The organism is Staphylococcus warneri, from assembly GCF_900636385.1.
GTDB classification, from domain to species: Bacteria; Bacillota; Bacilli; order Staphylococcales; family Staphylococcaceae; genus Staphylococcus; species Staphylococcus warneri.
The window spans coordinates 1,501,397-1,523,058 of record NZ_LR134269.1; the positions used below are offsets into that span (position 1 = coordinate 1,501,397).

The 21,662-nt window shown below is 32.8% G+C and carries 18 protein-coding genes and 3 pseudogenes; all 21 read right to left on the minus strand.

The window, feature by feature from the left end; all coding sequences use genetic code 11:
* Positions 1 to 133 precede the first annotated feature (133 nt).
* A complete protein-coding gene (locus EL082_RS07255; RefSeq protein WP_002465812.1) occupies positions 134 to 1,285 on the minus strand; it encodes a CinA family nicotinamide mononucleotide deamidase-related protein in 1,152 nt (383 codons plus the stop codon).
* 172 nt (positions 1,286 to 1,457) lie between these two features.
* On the minus strand, positions 1,458 to 2,033 hold the full coding sequence (gene pgsA / locus EL082_RS07260; RefSeq protein WP_103286311.1) for a CDP-diacylglycerol--glycerol-3-phosphate 3-phosphatidyltransferase: 576 nt from the start codon (positions 2,031 to 2,033) through the stop codon (positions 1,458 to 1,460).
* Between the two features lie 30 nt (positions 2,034 to 2,063).
* Positions 2,064 to 2,456, minus strand: a complete 393-nt coding sequence (locus tag EL082_RS07265) for a helix-turn-helix domain-containing protein (protein ID WP_002465806.1) — start codon at positions 2,454 to 2,456, stop codon at positions 2,064 to 2,066.
* Between the two features lie 20 nt (positions 2,457 to 2,476).
* A complete protein-coding gene (locus tag EL082_RS07270) occupies positions 2,477 to 3,313 on the minus strand; it encodes a YmfK family protein (protein ID WP_015365064.1) in 837 nt (278 codons plus the stop codon).
* A gap of 134 nt (positions 3,314 to 3,447) precedes the next feature.
* Positions 3,448 to 4,152, minus strand: a complete 705-nt coding sequence (gene ymfI / locus EL082_RS07275) for an elongation factor P 5-aminopentanone reductase (protein ID WP_002465810.1) — start codon at positions 4,150 to 4,152, stop codon at positions 3,448 to 3,450.
* Positions 4,149 to 5,438, minus strand: a complete 1,290-nt coding sequence (yfmH, locus tag EL082_RS07280; RefSeq protein WP_015365066.1) for an EF-P 5-aminopentanol modification-associated protein YfmH — start codon at positions 5,436 to 5,438, stop codon at positions 4,149 to 4,151. Before yfmH ends, ymfI begins: the two co-directional genes overlap by 4 nt.
* Entirely contained in the window at positions 5,438 to 6,724 is a 1,287-nt protein-coding gene (gene yfmF, locus EL082_RS07285; protein ID WP_037539758.1) for an EF-P 5-aminopentanol modification-associated protein YfmF, read from the minus strand. Before yfmF ends, yfmH begins: the two co-directional genes overlap by 1 nt.
* Before the next feature lie 12 nt (positions 6,725 to 6,736).
* A complete protein-coding gene (locus EL082_RS07290; RefSeq protein ID WP_049414672.1) occupies positions 6,737 to 7,450 on the minus strand; it encodes a GntR family transcriptional regulator in 714 nt (237 codons plus the stop codon).
* Positions 7,451 to 7,452: 2 nt separating this feature from the next.
* Positions 7,453 to 8,904: pseudogene (locus EL082_RS12185) on the minus strand (DNA translocase FtsK); the annotation flags it as partial.
* Between the two features lie 111 nt (positions 8,905 to 9,015).
* Positions 9,016 to 9,849 (minus strand): annotated as a pseudogene (locus tag EL082_RS12190) (cell division protein FtsK); the annotation flags it as partial.
* A 239-nt stretch (positions 9,850 to 10,088) separates the two neighbouring features.
* Positions 10,089 to 11,763 (minus strand): annotated as a pseudogene (rnjB, locus tag EL082_RS07300) (ribonuclease J2).
* A gap of 186 nt (positions 11,764 to 11,949) precedes the next feature.
* Positions 11,950 to 14,049, minus strand: coding sequence for a polyribonucleotide nucleotidyltransferase (gene pnp, locus EL082_RS07310; protein ID WP_002466036.1), 2,100 nt, complete (start codon positions 14,047 to 14,049; stop codon positions 11,950 to 11,952).
* A 135-nt stretch (positions 14,050 to 14,184) separates the two neighbouring features.
* Positions 14,185 to 14,454: a 30S ribosomal protein S15 gene (gene rpsO, locus EL082_RS07315; RefSeq protein WP_002450539.1), complete on the minus strand. Its 270-nt coding sequence runs from the start codon at positions 14,452 to 14,454 to the stop codon at positions 14,185 to 14,187.
* 113 nt (positions 14,455 to 14,567) lie between these two features.
* Positions 14,568 to 15,539, minus strand: a complete 972-nt coding sequence (gene ribF, locus EL082_RS07320; RefSeq protein ID WP_002466033.1) for a riboflavin biosynthesis protein RibF — start codon at positions 15,537 to 15,539, stop codon at positions 14,568 to 14,570.
* Positions 15,540 to 15,551: 12 nt separating this feature from the next.
* Positions 15,552 to 16,469: a tRNA pseudouridine(55) synthase TruB gene (gene truB / locus EL082_RS07325; RefSeq protein WP_002466042.1), complete on the minus strand. Its 918-nt coding sequence runs from the start codon at positions 16,467 to 16,469 to the stop codon at positions 15,552 to 15,554.
* Positions 16,470 to 16,621: 152 nt separating this feature from the next.
* Entirely contained in the window at positions 16,622 to 16,972 is a 351-nt protein-coding gene (gene rbfA, locus EL082_RS07330; RefSeq protein WP_002466047.1) for a 30S ribosome-binding factor RbfA, read from the minus strand.
* A 139-nt stretch (positions 16,973 to 17,111) separates the two neighbouring features.
* Complete coding sequence (infB, locus tag EL082_RS07335; RefSeq protein ID WP_015365072.1) at positions 17,112 to 19,277, minus strand: translation initiation factor IF-2; 2,166 nt, start codon at positions 19,275 to 19,277, stop codon at positions 17,112 to 17,114.
* Between the two features lie 4 nt (positions 19,278 to 19,281).
* Complete coding sequence (locus tag EL082_RS07340; RefSeq protein ID WP_002466040.1) at positions 19,282 to 19,599, minus strand: L7Ae/L30e/S12e/Gadd45 family ribosomal protein; 318 nt, start codon at positions 19,597 to 19,599, stop codon at positions 19,282 to 19,284.
* The gene (rnpM, locus tag EL082_RS07345) at positions 19,596 to 19,883 is read right to left on the minus strand and encodes an RNase P modulator RnpM (protein WP_002450545.1); all 288 of its coding nucleotides are present in this window, start codon (positions 19,881 to 19,883) and stop codon (positions 19,596 to 19,598) included. Before rnpM ends, EL082_RS07340 begins: the two co-directional genes overlap by 4 nt.
* Before the next feature lie 19 nt (positions 19,884 to 19,902).
* Positions 19,903 to 21,135 (minus strand): transcription termination factor NusA, encoded by a 1,233-nt coding sequence (gene nusA, locus EL082_RS07350; protein ID WP_015365073.1) that lies wholly within the window; start codon positions 21,133 to 21,135, stop codon positions 19,903 to 19,905.
* 20 nt (positions 21,136 to 21,155) lie between these two features.
* The gene (gene rimP / locus EL082_RS07355; RefSeq protein ID WP_015365074.1) at positions 21,156 to 21,623 is read right to left on the minus strand and encodes a ribosome maturation factor RimP; all 468 of its coding nucleotides are present in this window, start codon (positions 21,621 to 21,623) and stop codon (positions 21,156 to 21,158) included.
* Positions 21,624 to 21,662 lie beyond the last annotated feature (39 nt).

Here is a 21,662-nt window from a genome sequence, read left to right on the forward strand (position 1 = left end):
TTAATATCTTAATTCATACTATACAAGCTTTTAAATCAAATTACAAGCATTTTGCGAATATTTGTTCGTGTTATTTCGAGGCTTAGTTACACAAAAACGAACAAACGTGCTATTAATTCCAACAGTAATTGATTTATTTCGATTGTTCTAACCATTTTAACAATTTAATTAATGCATAATTTTGACTTCTGCTTCTAAGTAAATTTCTGTTTTGAGACATTTTAAATGATTCAATTTCCAATTCATCTCCAACAAGTTTTCCTAAATAAACTTCATTGTCATCATGCAATAATGTCATACCCATTTCTACTTTAAACAAATCTTTGACGTATTTAGCACTCTCATATATTTGTTCATTAATATTTTGTTTTACATCAATAAATTGTGAAGAATGTGGTAATGCACCTTTTAATAATTGACTGTCATCTACATTTTTCAACCGAGTATATAATGCCCCATTCGTGACGCCATCATATATTGCAAATGAAGTGCTCATATATTTCATCACTGATTCTTCTATACTGATATCATCAGATCCAAAGTAATACTCGCCAATTCGACTTAAAATTTCATTTTTAATCGGTTGAATTAGTTTCTGACATTGTTCTATAGTTTCTGCATTTGCAGTTAATCTAATATATACTTCATGTGTCCCAGCAAGTGGCGCAATAGTAGGATTAGTTTGTTGGTCAATTAAATCCAATAAGATCGTCTCAACTTTAGACTCACCTATTCCCGCAAATTTAAGTTGTTCTGAGAAGATAACTTTATCATCATCTAATATAAGTGGTAATAACTCATTTTTCGCCATTGGTTGCATTTCTTTAGGTGGTCCAGGTAATAATACTACCTTCTTTTCTGCAATTTCCACTAACATACCTGGTGCCATGCCATTTTTATTTGGAAGTACAGTAGCTCCCTCTATAACAAGCGCTTGTTGTTTATTGTTTGGCGTCATCACTTGTCCTTGGTCCTCGAAATAACTTTCAATATATTGTAAAGAAGGCTCATCTATAACTAATTCTTTATTTAATACTTTTGCAACAGTGTGCTTTGTAAGGTCGTCTTTAGTTGGACCTAAGCCACCAGTTAGTACAATCATGTCAAATCGCTCTAGTCCTTGTCGTATAGTGTACTCTAAACGTTCAGGATTATCTCCAATTACAGTATGTTCAACGACGTTTTTACCTACTCCGTTCAATAATTTAGATAAATATTGACCGTTTGTATTAGCTATTTGACCTAATAATAACTCTGATCCTACTGCAATTATTGAAATATTCATAACATATTTCTCCCCTTTTGATACTCATATATAAGTAATATCACTATTATAAACGTTTGAAAAATTAAAATCTAAGAATGAGATTACTCAATAGCTAGACATTTCAAATCAACCTATAAATCCAAAATAAAAAACGAGTTGAAATAAAACGCCATTCCAACTCGCTAATATATTAATGTTTAAATGCATCTCTACCTTTATAAAAGTATTCAATACCAGATAAAATAGTGAAGAATACACCGATATATAATAATACCTGTCCAATTGGGAATCCAATCCAAGTTGCTAAAGGATCACCTAATAAAATCCAAATAATGGCAACCATTGTAACTGCTGTTTTGATTTTACCTAATTGACCGGCTGCACTGACAAATCCTTGTTCAATTTGTAATAATCTAAGCCCAGTCACTGCAAATTCTCTAGCAATAATGATAATAGCAACAACAGAATTGGTTAAATCAAGTTGTACCATCACAATTAATGCACTAGCAACTAATAATTTATCAGCTAATGGATCTAAAAATTTCCCCATGTTTGTAACTAATTGCCATTTACGAGCTAAATAGCCATCTCCGAAATCACTTAATGATGCAATGATAAAGATAAAACCACTTATTAAAAGTTCTATTTTAATATCATATCCGCCTAGGAATGATATTTTCCCAAAACCAAAATTGACTAATGCAAATAAGATAAATACTGGTATGAGTACAACTCTAAATACCGTTATCTGATTTGGTATATTCATTTAAAATCCTCATTTCTAATACTTTTTTATCTAAAATAATAGTACTGCTATAATCCACAACATAAGTGTAACCAAAATCACTAACCCAATAATTACTGCTACTTGTATGGATTCCTTTGACTTTCTTCTATAAGGAGGTGCTTCTCTATTAGCAAATGAATGAATCGCATCATCTAATTGAATACGATTATCCGGTATTTCATCTTGATGAACTTCAATCAAATGATTAGGTTCAATATTAACAACACTGGCATACTTTCTAATAAAACCTTCAGTATAGTTACTGTTTGGTAATTGATTAAAGTCATTATTTTCAATTTGTTCTAAAGTATGACGTTTGAGTTGAGTACGTTGTTCTAATTCATTTAGAGTCATACCTAACCTTTCACGTCTACTCTTTAAAACTTCACCTATTGTTTTCAAAATGATGCCTCCTTAAAAAACTATTCAAAGAATCCAAAACCTCCACCAAATGGGTCACCAAAGTCTAAATTATTTTTACTTTTAGTTTGAACCGTTTGCTTTTTCATCTCTTCATATTGAATTTCTTGATTTTTATTTTCACGTAATTCTATGATGTAATCAAAATCATCCATACTATAATCACATGCTTCTACAAATAAATCAGGATGTTCTACTACTTTTACTGAAGGAAGTGTCATGATTTCTTTGACTAAATCTTGATGTTTCATATTAGATTCACGTGCTGTAACAGCGCCATCAATAATATAAACATGATTTGAATCATATTCACCTTTAATCAGTGAACTTCTAACTGTTTGTTTAATTAAAGTTGAACTAATAAATAACCAACGTTTGTGTGCACAGACACTGCCAGCAACAATTGATTCAGTCTTCCCAACTCTTGGCATACCACGAATTCCTATTAACTTATGTCCTTCTTCTTTAAATAATTCTGCTAAGAAATCTACTAATAGTCCCAGGTCTTCTCGTTCAAAACGGAATGTTTTTTTATCGTCTGCATCTTGCTCTATGTAGCGACCATGTCGGACAGCTAATCTGTCACGCAATTCAGGTATACGTAATTTAGTAATATCAATTTCATTAATTTCTTTAACTATTTGTTCGAAGCGTTCTACTTTTTCTAGTTTGTCTGTTTTAATTAATAAACCACGTTTACCTTGGTCAACACCATTAATCGTAACAATACTAATTCCTAGCATACCTAATAAACTTGAAACATCACCTAACAAACCGGCACGGTTCATTGTAATTTCATATTCGAGATACCATTCTTTTCTTCTCTCTGCAACTGACACCAATACCCACCCCTTGTTTAAACACAACTAAAAGTTCAATTTCAATGATTAATAATAATCACATTATAACATCGAATTGAATATCATGTACTAGAGAAATCACGTTTTATAGTTAATACTATTAATTGAAATGATTATAAATACCATCCACCATTCACTTTTTGTATGGTCCCTGTAACACTTTTAGCCCTCGGATCATATAAATAGGCACAAGTGTGTGCTATTTCGCAAGGTTCTATCATGCGATGTTGAGGGATATCATCTAGAATCTCTTCTAATTCTTCTTCTGACCACTTCTGGCTCATATTACCTGAGACAAATCCTGGTGTAATTGCATTCACTGTCACTGTTGTTTGAGCTAACTCTTGACTTAATGCTTTTACAAAACCTATTTGTGCACTTTTCATTGCTGAATAAATAGTTTCCATACTAGCACCCATTTCACCCCATATAGATGAAATCACTATAATTCTACCATTTTCACTTTGTCTTAAAGTATCAACAAAAAACCTACTTAGTCGAATGAATTGTCTCACATGGATATGGTAAGATTGATCAACTTGACCATCTGTTACATCTTGTATCATGCCATACAATGCTGTACCTGTTGCATAAATCATACAATCAAGATGATTGATATGACCAAAGAACTTATCTAAATTGATATCCTTAGATAAATCACATTGTATTAAATTAACAGGTTGATTTAGATATCGTGTAACTAACTTTGATTTATCGGCTGAAAAAAATTGTAAATCTACTTCATAACCATCTTCTAATAACCGATCAACAATTGCAGTTCCTATTGACCCTGAACCACCTAATACTAATGCTCTCATTTGTTTTTAAGCTCCAAACGGCTATCTACCATCTCATCTAAATCTAAGCATAACTGAGACGTTTCATTGACACTTTCAAGCGTGATATTTTCTACGATGTTTAACATATCAAATACACTAACGCCTTCAAAATATAACTTTGCGTATTGGTTAGCAATGTATTCAGGAGAATTAAGACTTGAAATAAATTCTCCTATAAATTGTTTTTTCAATAAATCAAATGCTTCAACGTCAGTAAGATTACCTTTGTTATCCTTTAATTGTTTGATAAGCAACTGTTTTAATTGATCTGGATGATTGGTTGCACTAGTAATAATTGAAAAGCTATAAGTTGGCTCTAAAACAAATTGATAACCAAATGTTTCATCAATTAAATCATCATTCAATAATTCTTGATAAAACTCTGTTTCTTCTCCAAAAATAAGTTCATAGAAAAATGTCATTTCTAAATCACGTTGAACATATTTTTCTGGTGATTCATCTAAAGGTTGATTTTTAAATCCTAGCATTAACTTAGGAGATTGTAGTTTCATTTCTTCAGATACAACATGTTGATTCACTGATTTTGGTTCATCAATCAATGCACGTTCAATTTTAGGTTGATTCGTTTTATCTCTAAGGTTTTCATGTTCTTCTACAATATCAACAATATACTGTGGTTCTACATCGCCTACTACGAAAAGCACCATATTAGATGGGTGATAAAATGTTTCATAGCAAAGATATAAATCATCTTTTGTAATATCATAGATACTTTCAACACTACCTGCGATATCAACTCTAATAGGATGTTTTTCATACATAGCTCTTAATGTATTAAACATGAGTTTATATCCAGGTTGTTCTTGATACATTTTAATTTCTTCAGCAATTATACCCTTTTCTTTGTCTACAGTTTCTTTTGTAAAATAAGGTGTTTCAACCATAGTCAATAACCGTTTGATATTATTCTCAAGATGATCTGTCGCACTAAATAAATAACTTGTGCGGTCAAAACTAGTAAAAGCATTGGCTTGTGCATTTTCCTCAGCAAATGCAGTGAATAAATCTTCTTCTTCTTTTTCAAATAACTTATGCTCTAAGAAGTGTGCAACACCATCCGGTACAGTTACAAATTCATCTTTACCTAGCGGTTTAAAACGACTATCTAGAGAGCCAAATTGAGTAGTATAGGTAACAAACGTTTTTTGAAATCCTGGTTTTGGTATGACAAATAAACGCAGTCCATTTTGTAATTCATGTTCATAAACTGTCTCATCTATGACATCATAATAATGTTGTTTCACTACTCATTCCCTCCTTTAGTAAGTACATAAATTGTATCTAATACTGCTTCATTAGCTAATTTTATAATATCTTCTTTAGTCACTTTATCTATTTCATTTAAGAAAGCTTCATCACTTTGAGGCTCATCTAACAAAATTTGATTATGTGCTATTTCAATAATACTCTTTGGTCTGTCTGCAGATTCATGTCTTTGAGATGTAATAATTTTTTTAGCTAATGCAAGTTTATTTTCGTCAAATTCACCTTTTTTGAATTTATCAAATTCTTCTAAAATCGTTTGTTTCGCAGTTTCATATTTATCTGCTGATACGCCACTTAGCACAAATAAAAATCCATTTTTACCATCAATTTGAGAATGTATAGAATATGCTAAACTTTGACGCTCACGTACTTCATTAAATAATACTGATGATGGATCTCCACCGAACATGATATTAAACACAATAAAAGCATAATAATTACTTTTACCATAATGAGTTGGGAAACGATAACCTAAATTAAGTTTAGCTTGATCGACATCATCAGTTTCAACTATTGTCTTTGGCAGTTGTTCAATTTTATTGTCTAATTTTTGTGCTTTATTATCAGAAACTTCAAAAGTAAACGGTTTAATTTCGAATTTAGATTGGATTTGATTATAGACTTGTTGTTTATCAACATTACCAACAACATAAATAGCACAGTAGTCGTTTTCAATCATAGATTGATATGTATCATACAGTGATGCAGGTGTTACATGTGGCACTTGTTCAATTTGACCAGTTGCTAAATATTGATATGCTTCATTTTCAAACATATTTTCTAATAATTTTAAAAATGAATATTGTGCTTTGTTGTCAATCATCGCTTCAATCTTTTTACCTAACAATGATTTTTCTTGTTTCACAAATTTGTCGTCAAACTGTTTATTATGTATTAAAGGATTCCATATTAATTCATTTAATAAATCTAATCCATGCTCAAATAATGGTGTTTGATCTTTTAAATATCGTTCATTGACTATTTCTAAAGAAATAGTGATGACATGTTTATCTTTAAATTTCGAAACAAAGCTATTTACATATGCGCCGTAAAGTTCAGATAAACGACGGTTCAGTGCTTTATCGTCCTGCCATTTTTGAGATGCGCGAACAAGTACTTTGCTTAATACTGAACGTGCTGTTATTGTTTCATATTCAAGTGGTGCCATAAATTTAAAAGTAATCGTTGTTGTTTTAAATTTCTCGGTTGGCAACACATGTATATGATTATTTTGATTTTCGTTATGCAACTGCAATACCTCCATTAACATTTTCCATTATTTTTCTCTTGTAATTCTAAATTTGACTAAACTACTCTTCATATAATTTAAAGAATATAAAATTGGATTATTTTGTTCATCAAAATGAGTAACCTTAAGTAACATTAATCCTTCATGTGGTGAGGCATTTAGCATTTCTGAAATATGTGGTTCATAATTAACCGCTTCTAAATCAGTTTCAGCATAAGTGACTGTATGTCCTGTAGCATGTTTAATTGCATTTAACATTGATCCATTACTTTCTTGATAACCTGTACATGTTAAATAGTCCTTTGCAATCTTGTCTAAACAATAAACTACTGGTTGATGATTAGCAGTTTTCAATCTTTCTATAATAGTTACCGGTTGTTTCTCATTAATGCCTAAACGTTTAGCATCTAATAACGTTGCAGGTTGTTCATCAAAGTTTAAATATTCTGTACCAGATTGATAACCAGCACTGTTAATCATTTCAGTAATACTAATTAATTCATTTAATGGATAAAAGAAAGGGGGCAGTGATTTGACACTGGTACCCTCTTCAAAATTATCTACAACTACTTGTTCAGTAATTAATTCTCTTATACCTTCATAAACATCGTCTGTTTTAATATTGAGTTCTCGAGCAATAGCTAAATTACTAGGTAGTTTACTACCAAACTCTAATTCTCCAGACTTAATTTTGTTTAGAATATATTGTTTCACTCTATAAATAGCATTCATTTCCGCCATAATTACACCTCATCTTTATCAATATCAACTAAAATTTGTCTTGGTTTACTACCTTTTTGTGGACCAATCACTTGGTTTCTTTCAAGATCATCCATCAGTCGTGATGCTCGGTTATACCCAATTCTAAACTGTCTCTGTAATAAAGATGTACTTGCTTTTTGTTTTTCAATTACAAATAAATAGGCTTCATCATATAAGGCATCTTCACTTTTCATTTCTGACTTATCTACTGGTGCATCAGGTTCCATTTCTTTGACATAATTTGCTTGTTGTTGCTCAACAACATAGTTAACTACATCTTGAACTTCTTGGTCGCTTAAGAATGCACCTTGTATTCTTGTTTTAGTTGAATCTCCATTTCCAACGTACAACATATCACCTTTACCTAATAATTTTTCAGCTCCACCAGATCCAATGATGGTTCTTGAGTCTGTTTGAGAACTTACAGCAAAGGCAATTCTTGATGGAATATTATTTTTAATAATACCTGTGATAACATCCACTGATGGTCTTTGTGTTGCAACGATTAAATGTATACCCGCTGCACGAGCCATTTGTGTAATACGTTGAATTGCATTTTCGACTTCTTTACCAGCTACCATCATCAAGTCAGCTAATTCATCGACAATGACTACTATATAAGGTAACTCAGCTTGTTTTTCATCTAATTCTTTATTTTGTTTTCTAATAAATTGATTGTAACCCTCAATGTTTCTAGTTGATGAATGTTGGAATAAATCGTATCGTCTCTCCATTTCAGCTACTATTTTTTCCAATGCTTGTGCTGCTTTATGTGGATTAGTTACAACTGGTATTAATAAATGTGGAATACCATTGTATACATTTAATTCTACCATTTTTGGATCAATCAGCATAAGTTTTACTTCATGCGGTTTCGCGTTTAATAACAAGCTTGTAATAATTCCATTGATACATACTGATTTACCACTACCTGTAGACCCTGCTACTAACAAGTGAGGCATTTCATTTAATTGAATGGTAATAGGGTCACCTGAAATATCTCTACCCAAACCTACTTCTAATTTATCATTAGAAGGAAATTTTTCTTCTAAAACTTCTTTGAGTGCCACAAGAGAAATTTTATCATTTGGAACTTCAATCCCCACTGCTGAACGACCTGGGATTGGTGCTTCTATTCTTACATCTTTAGCTGCTAACGCTAAAGCAATATCATTATGCAAGTTTACTATTTTATTGACTTTCACACCTTGCGCGGGTTGTACCTCATATTGTGTTACTGCTGGACCTATTTTAATTTGCGTCACTTTAGCATCTACACCGAAGTTTTTCATCGTAGATTCTAGAACTTGTCCTTTTCTTTTCACTTCTGCTTTTGATGTCGATTGCTTATGTGTAGGTTGGTTTAATAATGATAATGGTGGCACTACATAAGCTGCATTCATTTCTTCTCCAGCTTCTGAAATAGAATTTTCATTATCTTCATCACTAGACTGTTGATGATTTTCTGGCTCATCTACTGTTGATGGTTGTGAAGTGTTCTGAATGTCGCTTGCCTTTGGTGACATTTGTTCTGAATCATTACTAAATGATCGTTTTTTTCGTCTAGATGGGGTAGGTTCTTGCTCAGAATCACTGTGCCCATAAATAGGAATATCACTATCTTGAGGTACTTCTGGTAAATCTGAGACATCTTTGATTTCTTCTTTATCTTTTGTACGATGTCGTTTGTCTATTCTTTCAGCTTTATCTTTAGCTCTTTGTTCTTTATTTGATTTTTTGACTTCACGTTTTTCTTTTAAATTTTGAGTGGCTGAAATACTCGATGTTCTAATATTTTCAAAAACTTTTTTAGTTACATCTCTATGGCGTAAATTAAATAATAAAATAATACTTGAAGCAACAAGTAAAACAGTTATGATAAATACGCCAATAATAGAAATAAGTGGAATAAATAATTCTAATAAATAGTATCCAATTAAGCCCCCACCAAAATTAGGAAAGTGACTATGTTTGTATGATTGATAAACGTATGATAAAACGGGTTCTCTTTCAGATACGACACCTTTACTAAAGTGATAATATAGTTGAGAAATAAATAATAATGCTACTTGTAAAGTAATCGTTCCTACCGTACGTCTTGTTTTAGGAATTTTTTTAGAATATGTGATAAATCCTGTTGCTAATAATATTAATATATATGTTAAATAACGACTCATTCCGACAAAATAATTAAAGAAACTATCTATCATTCTTCCAACGATGCCTAATTGAAAAGCACCTAAAATGACTAAAATAACCACAATGATAGCAACAATATATCTTAATGGACTCTCCGTTTGCTTTTTCTTTGTGGTTGATTTCTTTCTAGTTGTATTCGATTTTTTCTTTGTCGGCGATTTTTTCTTTGCTTGTGGCAAATTCGTACACCTTCTTTTTTTAATCTTTCGTATGTATCGTATTTATTTAAAGTTTTATTAAATAAGATGAAAGAGGTAAGGACGTCACACACATAATAGAACATCTGTATGATACAACGAATCTATCTTGATGCAGATTCGCATTTCAACATTTGTCTATTGAAGTCTGTAGTGATTGACATACTTAAACTACAAACAACGTGAGTTTGTCCCAACCTCTTTAGTTTATTTTATAATGATTATATTTCAGATATAACTGGAATAATCATTGGACGACGTTTTGTACTTTCGAAAAGTAATTTACTAATTTTATCTCTCATGTTTTGTTTGATTTCTGACCATTCAATTCGTTTTTCTTGTAAGCCAGCTTCTACAATTTCTCGCACTTTTTTCTTCAGCTTCTTTTAATAATTCTTCGCTTTCTCGTACATAAACAAAGCCTCTTGACTGAATTTCAGGACCAGCAGCAATTCTACGGTTTTTAGGGTCCAGCGTTACAACAGCAATAAAAATACCATCTTCAGCTAACAAATGACGATCTCTTAATACAATATTACCGACATCTCCTACACCAATACCATCAATTAATACATTGCCAGAATGTACTTTTTCATTTAATACCATATTCTTGCCATCGTAATTGATGACATCCCCTTTTTCAACAAGGAAAATCTTTTCAGGAGCAACCCCTGCTTCAGCTGCTAACTTAGCATGCGCAATTTGCATTTTGAATTCACCTTGAACTGGTACAAAGTATTCTGGTTTCATGATGTTAATCATCATTTTTAACTCTTCCATGCAACCATGACTTGACGCATGTATTTTTTTATTATTTGGAATAATATGTGCACCAGCACGTACTAATTCATTTAATGTATCAGCTATAATGACTTCCATATTGGCAGATGCAGTAATCGCTAAGAATACTGAATCACCTTTTTCGATGTTCATAATTTTATGTTTTTGTTGAGCCATTTGACTTAACGCTTCTACAGGTTCGCCTTGCATTCCTGTCGCAATAATGATGACTTCATTTTTCGGATAATTTTCGACTTCGCTAATTGGAATAAGTAAGTCTTTAGGAATATCGAAATATCCCATTTTGCGTGCGATATTAAATGAACTTTCTAATGAACGACCTAAAAATGAGACTTTTCGATTCAATTGGCTAGCAATATTTAACACTTGTTGAATTCTTATAAAATTCGATGCATAACATGATACAATCAAACGACCTTTAACTTTTGCAAATGCATCATACATATGATGTTCGATGACATTTTCAGGTGTATTGTACCCCGGCTTTTCTGCTTCTGTAGAATCACTAATTAATGCAAATACGCCTTCTTCACCAATTTCCGCCATACGTTTGAAATCTGGAGAATATTGCCCTCTTAAACTTTGGTCAAATTTAAATTCACCAGTATAAACGATTGATCCATATGAAGTATGAATACAAATACCTAAACTATCAGGGATACTGTGTGTAGTATTAAAGAAACTAATATTCACATTTTTAAAACGCATCACAGATTCATGATTGACTGAATAGTAACGTACTTTTTTATTAATATTTCGAGACTTCATATTCTCTTTAACAAGTGCAATTGTTAATTTTGAACCATACACAGGTGCATCAACTTGTTCTAAAATATAACTTACAGCACCCATTGCATGCTCGTGACCATGTGTAAGGAATATCCCTTTTAACTTTTCTTTATTTTCAATGACATATTGAATGTCTGGTATTACTATATCTACACCTAACATTTCATCTTCTGGAAACATTAAGCCTGCATCTAGCATAAACATTTCATCGTCTATTTCAACGATATACATATTTTTCGCAATTTCTCCAACACCACCAAGTGGTATGATGCGAATGTCTTTGTTTTTTTTCTTTATTAAACTCAAAATGTTACCTCCTATAATTAATCCCCGTCCATATATAAACTCACCATTTATTATAAGTTAAAATTTGCTTGATGTACACTATTAATGCACGTCATGACTCTATATTATAATAGGATATTTGAATTCTTTGTATGAACTAAAAAAGATTGGAAACCTTTATTGGGTTTCCAATCTTGTAAGATATCATTATTTTTCATTAATTGCTTTGTGAGATGCATTAACGCGGCCTTGTTTATCAATTTCAGTTACTTTAACTTCGATTGAATCACCTAATTTTAATACATCTTCAACTTTATTAATACGCTCAGTTGAAATTTGTGAGATGTGTAATAATGCATCTTTTCCAGGGAACAATTCTACGAAGGCACCATATTTTTCAATGCGTTTAACTTTAGCATTATATACTTGACCAACTTCTGCTTCACGTGTGATTTCTTCAATAATTTCACGTGCGCGATCAATCATTTCTTGATCCACAGCACCGATGAATATTTGACCATCTTGTTCGATATCTAATTTAACACCTGTTTCATCAATAATTTCATTGATTTTTTTACCACCAGGTCCGATTACGTCTCTAATTTTTTCAGGTTTAATATTCATAGTAACCACTTTAGGTGCATATGCACTTAATTCGTTTCTTGGTTGATCAATTGTTTGTAACATATGATCCATTATCGCTAAACGACCTTGACGCGCTTGTTCTAAAGCTTCTTCAATTACTTCACGTGTTAAACCATCAATTTTAATATCCATTTGGATTGCAGTAATACCATCTTTAGTACCTGCTACTTTAAAGTCCATATCACCTAGCGCATCTTCCATACCTTGAATATCAGTTAAAATAGTATAACTATCTTCACGTGTAACTAATCCCATTGCAATTCCGGCAACTGGTGCTTTGATTGGTACACCGGCATCCATTAGCGCTAATGTTGAACCACAAATTGAAGCTTGTGATGATGAACCATTAGATTCTAATACTTCACTTACAATTCGCACTGTATAAGGGAAGTCCGATGTATCTGGAATAATATATTTAAGTGCTCTTTCACCAAGGGCACCGTGACCAATTTCACGACGTCCTGGTGCTCTTACAGGCCCAGTTTCACCTACAGAGAAGTTAGGGAAATTATAGTGATGCATGAAGCGCTTTTCTTCTTCAGGTCCTAGACCATCAATTAATTGATAATCTCCTAGAGCACCTAGTGTTAAAACAGACAATGCTTGTGTTTGACCACGAGTGAATAAGCCTGAGCCGTGCGCTCTTGGTAGAAGTCCTACTTCCGATTCTAACGGACGGATTTCATCAGGTTTACGACCATCTGGACGTATTTTTTCGTCTGCAATCAAACGTCTAACTTCTTCTTTAACTAAATCATTTAAAATAGCATATACTTCTTTAATTAACGCTTCATTATCAGGATCTTCTTCATCAATAAATTCAGCAACGATATCTTCTTTCAAAGCGTCTAAATTAATGTCACGTTGTTGTTTATCAAAAGTTAATACTGTATCTTTTAATCCTTTAGCTTCAGTTAATGATTTAACTTTTTCAACAAGTTCTTCATCTCTTTCAACTGGAATAAACTCTTGCTTTTCCGGTTGAATATAATCAATGATTTCTTGTTGGAAAGCGACTAATCGTTTAATTTCATCATGACCAAAGAAGATTGCCTCAAGCATTTCACTTTCTGTGATTTCACTCGCACCAGCTTCAACCATATTAACTGCATCTTTATGGCCTGCTACTTCTAAATCTAAACGCGATACTTCTTTTTCAGCAACAGTTGGATTAATCACATACTTGCCATCTACATATCCTACATTCACACCTGCAATAGGCCCCAAGAATGGAATATCAGACACACTTAAAGCCATTGAAGAACCAATCATAGCGGCCATTTCAGGTGAACAATCAGGGTCAGCACTAAGCACAATATTCATAATTTGAACATCATGCTTATATCCTTTAGGGAACAATGGTCGTATTGGTCTATCTATTAAACGTGCAGTTAATGTTGCGTCATCTCCTGGACGTCCTTCTCTTTTTTTAAATCCTCCAGGAATCTTACCTGCAGCGTACATTTTTTCTTCATAATTAACTGTTAATGGGAAAAAGTCACCATCACGTGGTTCCTTAGAAGCTGTAGCAGTTGATAAGACAACTGTATCACCATAACGTACTAAAACAGCACCGTTAGCTTGTTTGGCTAATTGTCCTGTCTCAATTGTTAATGATCTGCCAGCCCACTCAGTTTTAAAAACTTTCTTCTCTTGAGACATTATGAATCTCCTCTCTAAATTCTATTATCTATATCATATCATTTATTACATTTAATTTATATTAGTTCTTATTTGTTAGACAATAAAAAAAGGAAAGTACCAATCGAATGGTGCTTTCCTAATTTATTATTAAGATTAACGACGGATACCTAAAGATTTGATTAATTCACGGTAACGTTGAATATCTTTACCACGTAAGTAGTTTAATAAATGTCTACGACGACCAACCATTTTTAATAATCCACGACGTGAATGGTGATCTTTTTTGTGCTCACGTAAATGTTCGTTTAATGCAGAGATTTCTGCAGTTAAAACAGCGATTTGTACTTCTGGAGAACCAGTATCTGTTTCGTGAGTACGGTATTCTTTAATTAATTCATTTTTACGTTCTTGTGAAATTGCCATTGTCAATTTCCTCCTTTAATTTGTATACTCCTTTATCCGAGTTAGGCGTCGGAGTCTCGACCTACTAAGAAAAAGGTTGTCTCTTAAACAAGTCTGTCTTGTTTTAATCAACTTTATATATTATATGATACATCGTCTCCAAAATCAACAGATAATAAATATTTAGCACGAGCTTTGTCATCATTCATCTGCTCTACTAATGGATCGATACCATCAAATTTTATTTCAGGGCGTAAGAAATGATGCCAGTATACCACTACTCGTTCTCCATAAATATTTTCATCGAAATCAAAAATATTAACTTCTATGACAACTTCTGCCTTTGCTGGATCATGGAAAGTGGGTTTAACACCAACGTTTGCAACGCCTCGATATAATTTTTGTTCGGTGCCAATTTCCATACTTACTGCATAAACGCCTTTTTTGGGTAACAAATAATCATCACTAGGATGAACATTAGCAGTTGGGAATCCAATTGTTCGTCCACGTTTTTCACCTTGAACAACAGTACCTTTTATTTTATATAAGTAACCTAATTCCTCATTCGCTTTTTGCAATTCACCGCTTTGTAATGCATCTCTAATCGCTGTAGTAGAAATTTTTTCATCGTCTAATTCTTGTTTGCCCACTATTGTCGTATTAAATGAATCAACCTCATTTAACACCGTCATATTACCTTTACCAAATTTACCAAACGTAAAGTCAAATCCAGCAATAACTTCTTTGACATTATTTTTAATAATATATTCTTCAATAAATTCTTCAGATGTTACATTTGCAAACCTAGATGAGAAATTAATAACGATACAGTAGTCCACATCATGTGAAGCTATCATATCAATTTTGTCTGAAAGTGGTGTTAAGTAAGTCGTTCTTTTGCGTTCAGGATTTAACACAACAGATGGATGTGGATCAAACGTCATAACAGCCTTCTTCAGTCCACGAGATTGTGCCTGTTGATCTAATGTTTGAAAAACTTTATCATGCCCTTTATGCATACCATCAAAGAAACCAAACGCCATCGCAACGTTTTCATTTATTCGTTGGTCATCTTGAATTGGATGGGTAATTTCTATCACTTTCATAATAAATCTCCTTTAATTAAATACTTTTTTAGGTTTTAATTCATCTGGTTTATCTGGATGTACAATGTATATTGCCATTGCTTTTTGAGTAGAATCATCAACAAATACAAATTGGTCATTCGTTATATTTTGAAATTGTTTTTTATAAAACTTTTGACCATTCAAAATGCGTTGTTTGATTTGTTCATTATCTATATTGATTTGCGGTAAACCTTTCAAACCATATTCTATAGGAAACAATTTATCTTGTAATGCATCATGCTCATGTAATGAACGTATATCTTCAAGAGTCAGACTTTGTTCGAGGTCAAATCCCCCTGATTGGACACGTGTTAACAACGACATATGTGCTGGCAAACCTAATTTTGAACCTATATCCGTCGCTAATGTTCTAATATATGTTCCCTTACCACAATTTACTGAAATATCAAAATGACATTCGCCGTCTTTGAATCGTAAAGGGGATGTACGTGCAATATGTTTAATCGTTACATTTCTCACTGGTCGTTCCACAGTTTCATTATTGCGTGCATACTCATATAACCTTTTCCCTTTAACTTTAACCGAAGAGTACATTGGTGGAATTTGTTCTATCGTACCTTCAAACTGTCTGATAATATCGTCAACTTGAATGTCAGTTAGTTCATTTTCTTCTATTTTTTGATATTCAACTGTTTCGCCTGTCTGATCTTCTGTAGTTGTACTTCTACCAATTGTTACAGTTGCTTCATAGGATTTACCCATTTCCATAACATAATCGCTCACACGTGTTGCTGAGCCAATACATATAGGTAAGACGCCTGATACTTCAGGATCCAACGTACCCGTATGACCAACTTTTTTAGTTTTAAGTATCTTTCTTAGTTTAAAGACCACATCATGACTGGTTAATCCTCGGTCTTTATATACTGGTAATATACCGTTATACATGGTTTCACACCTTTTATTTTTCAAAATTGATATACTTATTTATTATAACATTTAACTATGAAATGGATGATATTGTTCATACTTTAATATTAAATGATTTTGATATGTATATAGCCTGAGAAACATTTTCCCAGGCTAAAATAAAATGATTATTATTTATCTTGTTTGTGTAAATCTTGGATCATACGTTCGATTTTATTACCATATTCTATTGATTCATCATATTCGAATGATAATTCTGGAATAATACGTAATCTCATACGTGAGCCAAGTTCAGATTTTATAAATCCTTTAGCTTTTTCCAATGCTTTAAAAGTATTATCTACTTCTTTTTGATTGCCTAGAACTGTTAAATAAACTTTACCTTGAGATAAGTCATTTGTTAATTCAACATCTGTAATTGTAATAAAACCAACTCTAGGATCTTTCACTTTATTATTAACGATATCCATGATTTCTTTTTTCATTTGTTCGCCAACACGTTCTGCTCTCATATTACTCATTTATTGTCACCTCTCTTATTCTTTAATTTTCAGTTTAAATAAGAGGTGAGACAAAAGACAATTATTTATTAGAACATTGTTTACCGCTCTAATATATATCGCCTGTCTCAACCTCCAAACTTCATCATAATATTAACGATTATCTTTTGATTTCAACCATTTCGAATGCTTCAATAATGTCGCCTTCTTTTAGGTCATTATATTTTTCAATCGTAATACCACATTCATAACCTTGTGCTACTTCTTTAGCATCGTCTTTGAAACGTTTTAAGGTATCTAATTCACCTTCAAATTGAACGATGCCATCACGAATGACACGTACGCCTGCATTACGAGTAATTTTACCTTCTGTAACATAACTACCTGCAATTGTACCAACTTTAGATACTTTGAATGTTTGACGTACTTCTGCTTGACCAATGACTTGTTCTTCATATTCAGGGTCAAGTAGACCTTTCATAGCTGATTCAATCTCTTCAATAACGTTATAAATAACACGGTGTAAACGCATATCTACGTTTTCTGCTTCAGCTGCACGCTTAGCACCTGCATCCGGACGTACATTAAATCCGATGATAATACCGTTTGATGCGTTGGCTAAAGTAACATCAGATTCGTTAATTGCACCTACTGCAGTGTGAATAATACGTACATTTACACCTTCAACATCTATTTTCATCAATGATGCTGCTAAAGCTTCTACAGAACCTTGAACGTCACCTTTAATAATAACGTTTAAGTCTTTCATTTCACCTTGTTTCATTTGTTCAAACAAGTTATCTAATGTAACGTTTTTACTTTCTTGACGTTGTTGAATGACACTTTCTTCATGACGTGCTTCACCTATACGACGTGCTTGTTTTTCATCTTTAAATACTACAAAGCGATCGCCTGCTTGTGGTACATCATTAATACCTGTAATTTCAACTGGTGTTGATGGACCAGCAGTTTTGATACGTTGTCCTAAGTCATTAACCATGGCACGAATACGACCATACGTATTACCTACAACAATTGAATCTCCTTGATGTAATGTACCATTTTGTACTAGTAATGATGCTGCAGGGCCTCTTGATTTATCTAATTCAGCTTCAATCACAGTACCTACTGCTTGTTTTTCAGGATTTGCTTTTAATTCTTGAACTTCTGCAACTAATCCAATCATTTCTAGTAAACTATCGATACCTTCACCACTTAATGCTGATAGTGGTACGAAAATCGTATCGCCACCCCAGTCTTCTGGAATTAAACCGTACTCTGTTAATTCTTGCATTACACGGTCAGGGTTTGCTGTTGGCTTATCTATTTTATTAACTGCAACAATTGTAGGAACATTCGCTTCTTTAGCGTGATTGATTGCTTCAATTGTTTGAGGCATAACACCATCGTCGGCAGCTACTACAAGAATTGTTATATCTGTAACTTGAGCACCACGTGCACGCATTGTAGTGAATGCTGCGTGTCCAGGTGTATCAAGGAAAGTAATTTTTTTACCTTCATTTTCGATTTGGTAAGCACCAATATGTTGTGTGATACCGCCCGCTTCGCCTGCAGTAACTTTTGTATGACGAATTGAATCTAATAACGTTGTTTTACCATGGTCAACATGTCCCATAATAGTAACAACTGCAGGACGTTCGATAGCATCTGGATCTTCAGTTTCATCGTCGAAGTAAATAGATAAATCTTCTTCTTCGATAATGACTTCTTCTTCAATTTCAACACCGTAATCATCTGCAATTAACTCAAGCGTCTCTTGGTCTAATGATTGGTTAATATTTGCAACAATACCTAATAAGAATAATTTCTTAACTATACCTGAAGATTCAACATTCAATTTATCTGCTAATTCTCCTACTGTGATGCCTTCTTGATAAGTAATTTTAGATGGCATTTCTTTAGGTTCTGCTTGTTGTGGAGAACTTTGCTTTTGATTATTCTTTTTATTATTTTTGTTGTTTTTGTTATTTTTATTATTCTTCTTATTGTTGTTGTTATTTTGATTATTTTGTTGTTTACCTTTGTTGTTATTATTCTGCTTGTTTTGATTATTTGATTTATTATTATTTTGTTTTTGGTTATTTTGTTGCTTATTTTCAGATTTATTGTGATTATTTTGAGTATTCTTTTGTGTTTCGTTACTTTGTCCTGGTTTGAACTTTTTGTCTAAAGCTTTAATTTGGTCATCTTCTAAAGCTTGCATATGGTTCGACACTTCAACGTTCATACTCTTTAATTCATCTATAATCTCTTTACTCTTTAGATTTAATTCTTTCGCATATTCGTAAATTCTTTGTTTACTCATATAATCACTCCTCACGATATTCATCTATCATAGACAGCAACTTTTTGGCAAAACCTTGATCTGTAATGCCAACGTTGACTCTCTCGCCTTTACCAAGTGCTATCCCTAATTCTTCTCTTGTTCCAAATACCCTTAAAGGCACTTTATAACTCGAAGTTTTATTCTTAATTAATTTCGTAGTGTTTGGAGAAGCATCATTAGCTAATATAACTAATTTAATATTGCCCTTTTGCATATCACTGACAATAACTGATTCACCCGTTTTCACTTTACCTGCTCTCATCGCAAGACCTAAAAAATTAAATATCTTCTCATTAATCATTTTGTTGGAATCTCTTCTCTATAAATTAAACGAATAACCTCTTTATATACAGGCTCTAATTGCTCTTTTGAAGCTTTAAAATATTTTTCTAAAACCTCTTTTTGTTGTGCTTTTTCTACTAATTGAACATCTTTTGAAACATAGGCACCACGGCCTTGTTTTTTACCAGTAGCATCAGCAAATATTTCGCCTTCTTTATTAATCACAACTCTAATCATATCTTTCTTAGGATGCATTTCATTAGATATGATACATTTACGCATTGGAATTTTTTTCTTTTTCATGTTCAATCATCACTCCAAACTATTTTTCTGTATCTTTATCTTCAGTAGTTACTTCATCCGTTTCTTCTAACGATTCATCAGTTTCTGCTGCTAATTCTGCAGTAGTTAAATTTGATTCCTCTAAATTCACATCATCAAATTCAATATCCTCATCACCTGAATTTACAACTTCATCAGCGATTTCTTCTGATTCAATAACAGGATAAACGCCTGCATCACGTGCATCACTTTCAGATTTTATATCAATTTTCCAACCAGTTAATTTAGCTGCTAAACGTGCGTTTTGACCACGTTTACCAATTGCTAAAGATAATTGATAATCTGGAACGACCACTACTGTTGATTGATTTTCTTCATCTACGATAACCTCTAACACTTGTGATGGACTTAAAGCATTTCTTACAAACACTTTAGGATCTTCGTTCCATTGAACAATATCAATCTTTTCACCACCAAGTTCTTCAACTACAGCTTCAACTCGAGCACCTTTTGAACCCACACATGCACCTACTGCATCGATTTCAGGGTTTTCAGAGTAAACACTGATTTTAGAACGATCGCCTGCTTCACGTGCAACTGATTTAACGATAACGGTACCATCAAAGATTTCAGGTACTTCTTGTTCAAATAATCGTTTTAAAAGGCCTGGATGACTTCTTGACACGTAAATTTGAGGTCCTTTAGTTGTTTGTTCAACCTTATTAACGAAGACTTTAATTCTTTCGTTAGGAATATAGCTTTCATTAGGACTTCTCTCTGCTTCAGATAATACTGCTTCAATACGACCTAAATTAACATAAACATATCTATGGTCTACACGGTCAATCACACCAGTTAAAATATCTTCTTCTTTATCGATAAATTCATCATAAAGAATTTCTCTTTCAGCATCTCTTAAACGTTGCATGACTGCTTGTTTAGCTGCTTGAGCACCAACACGTCCGAAATCTTGTGGTGTCACATCTTCTTCATATATGTCACCAATTTCATATGCTGGATTTTTAACTAGTGCAGTACTAATATCAACTTCTTCTCTATCATCGAATACTTCTTCGACAACTTCTTTTCTCGCAATTACTTTGAAAGTACCTTCATCCATATTAAGTTCTACCCTTACATTTCTGGCACTATCATAATTTTTCTTGTAAGCAGTAATTAAAGCTGCTTCAATGGCATCAATTAATACTTCTCTCGGAATTTTCTTTTCCTTTTCTAAATATTCAGTTGCTAATAATAATTCATTACTTGACACGGCTCTTCCTCCTCACCACGTTATAGCATTACTGCATGACGTGCTTTTGCAATTTTATTGCGTGGTATCTCTATCGTTTTTGTTTTAGATTTCTCTTTGACTTCTATTAATATAATATCCTCTTTGACTTCTTTTAAAATACCTAACCATTCTTTTTCATTTTCGATTGGTACATAAAGTGAAATAAAAATGGGATGTGATACTGCATTTTTAAGCGCTTTCTCATTCTTGATAGGTCTTTCTGCGCCTGGTGATGCTACATCTAAGTAATACATTTCAGGTATTGGATCATTTGCATCCATAGCTTCGCTTATTTTTTCTGAGGCTAACGTACAATCATTAAGATCAACGCCACCTTCTTTGTCTATTGAAATTCTTAAAAAATGATCTTTACCTTCTTTAACGTATTCAATTTCAACTAGTTCAAAGTTAAGCTCATCTAATACGGGTTGAATAATAGGTTCAACTTGTTCAGCTATTTTACTCATACAGGCCTCCCTTTTAGGCAAATAGAAAAGAGCGGGTAT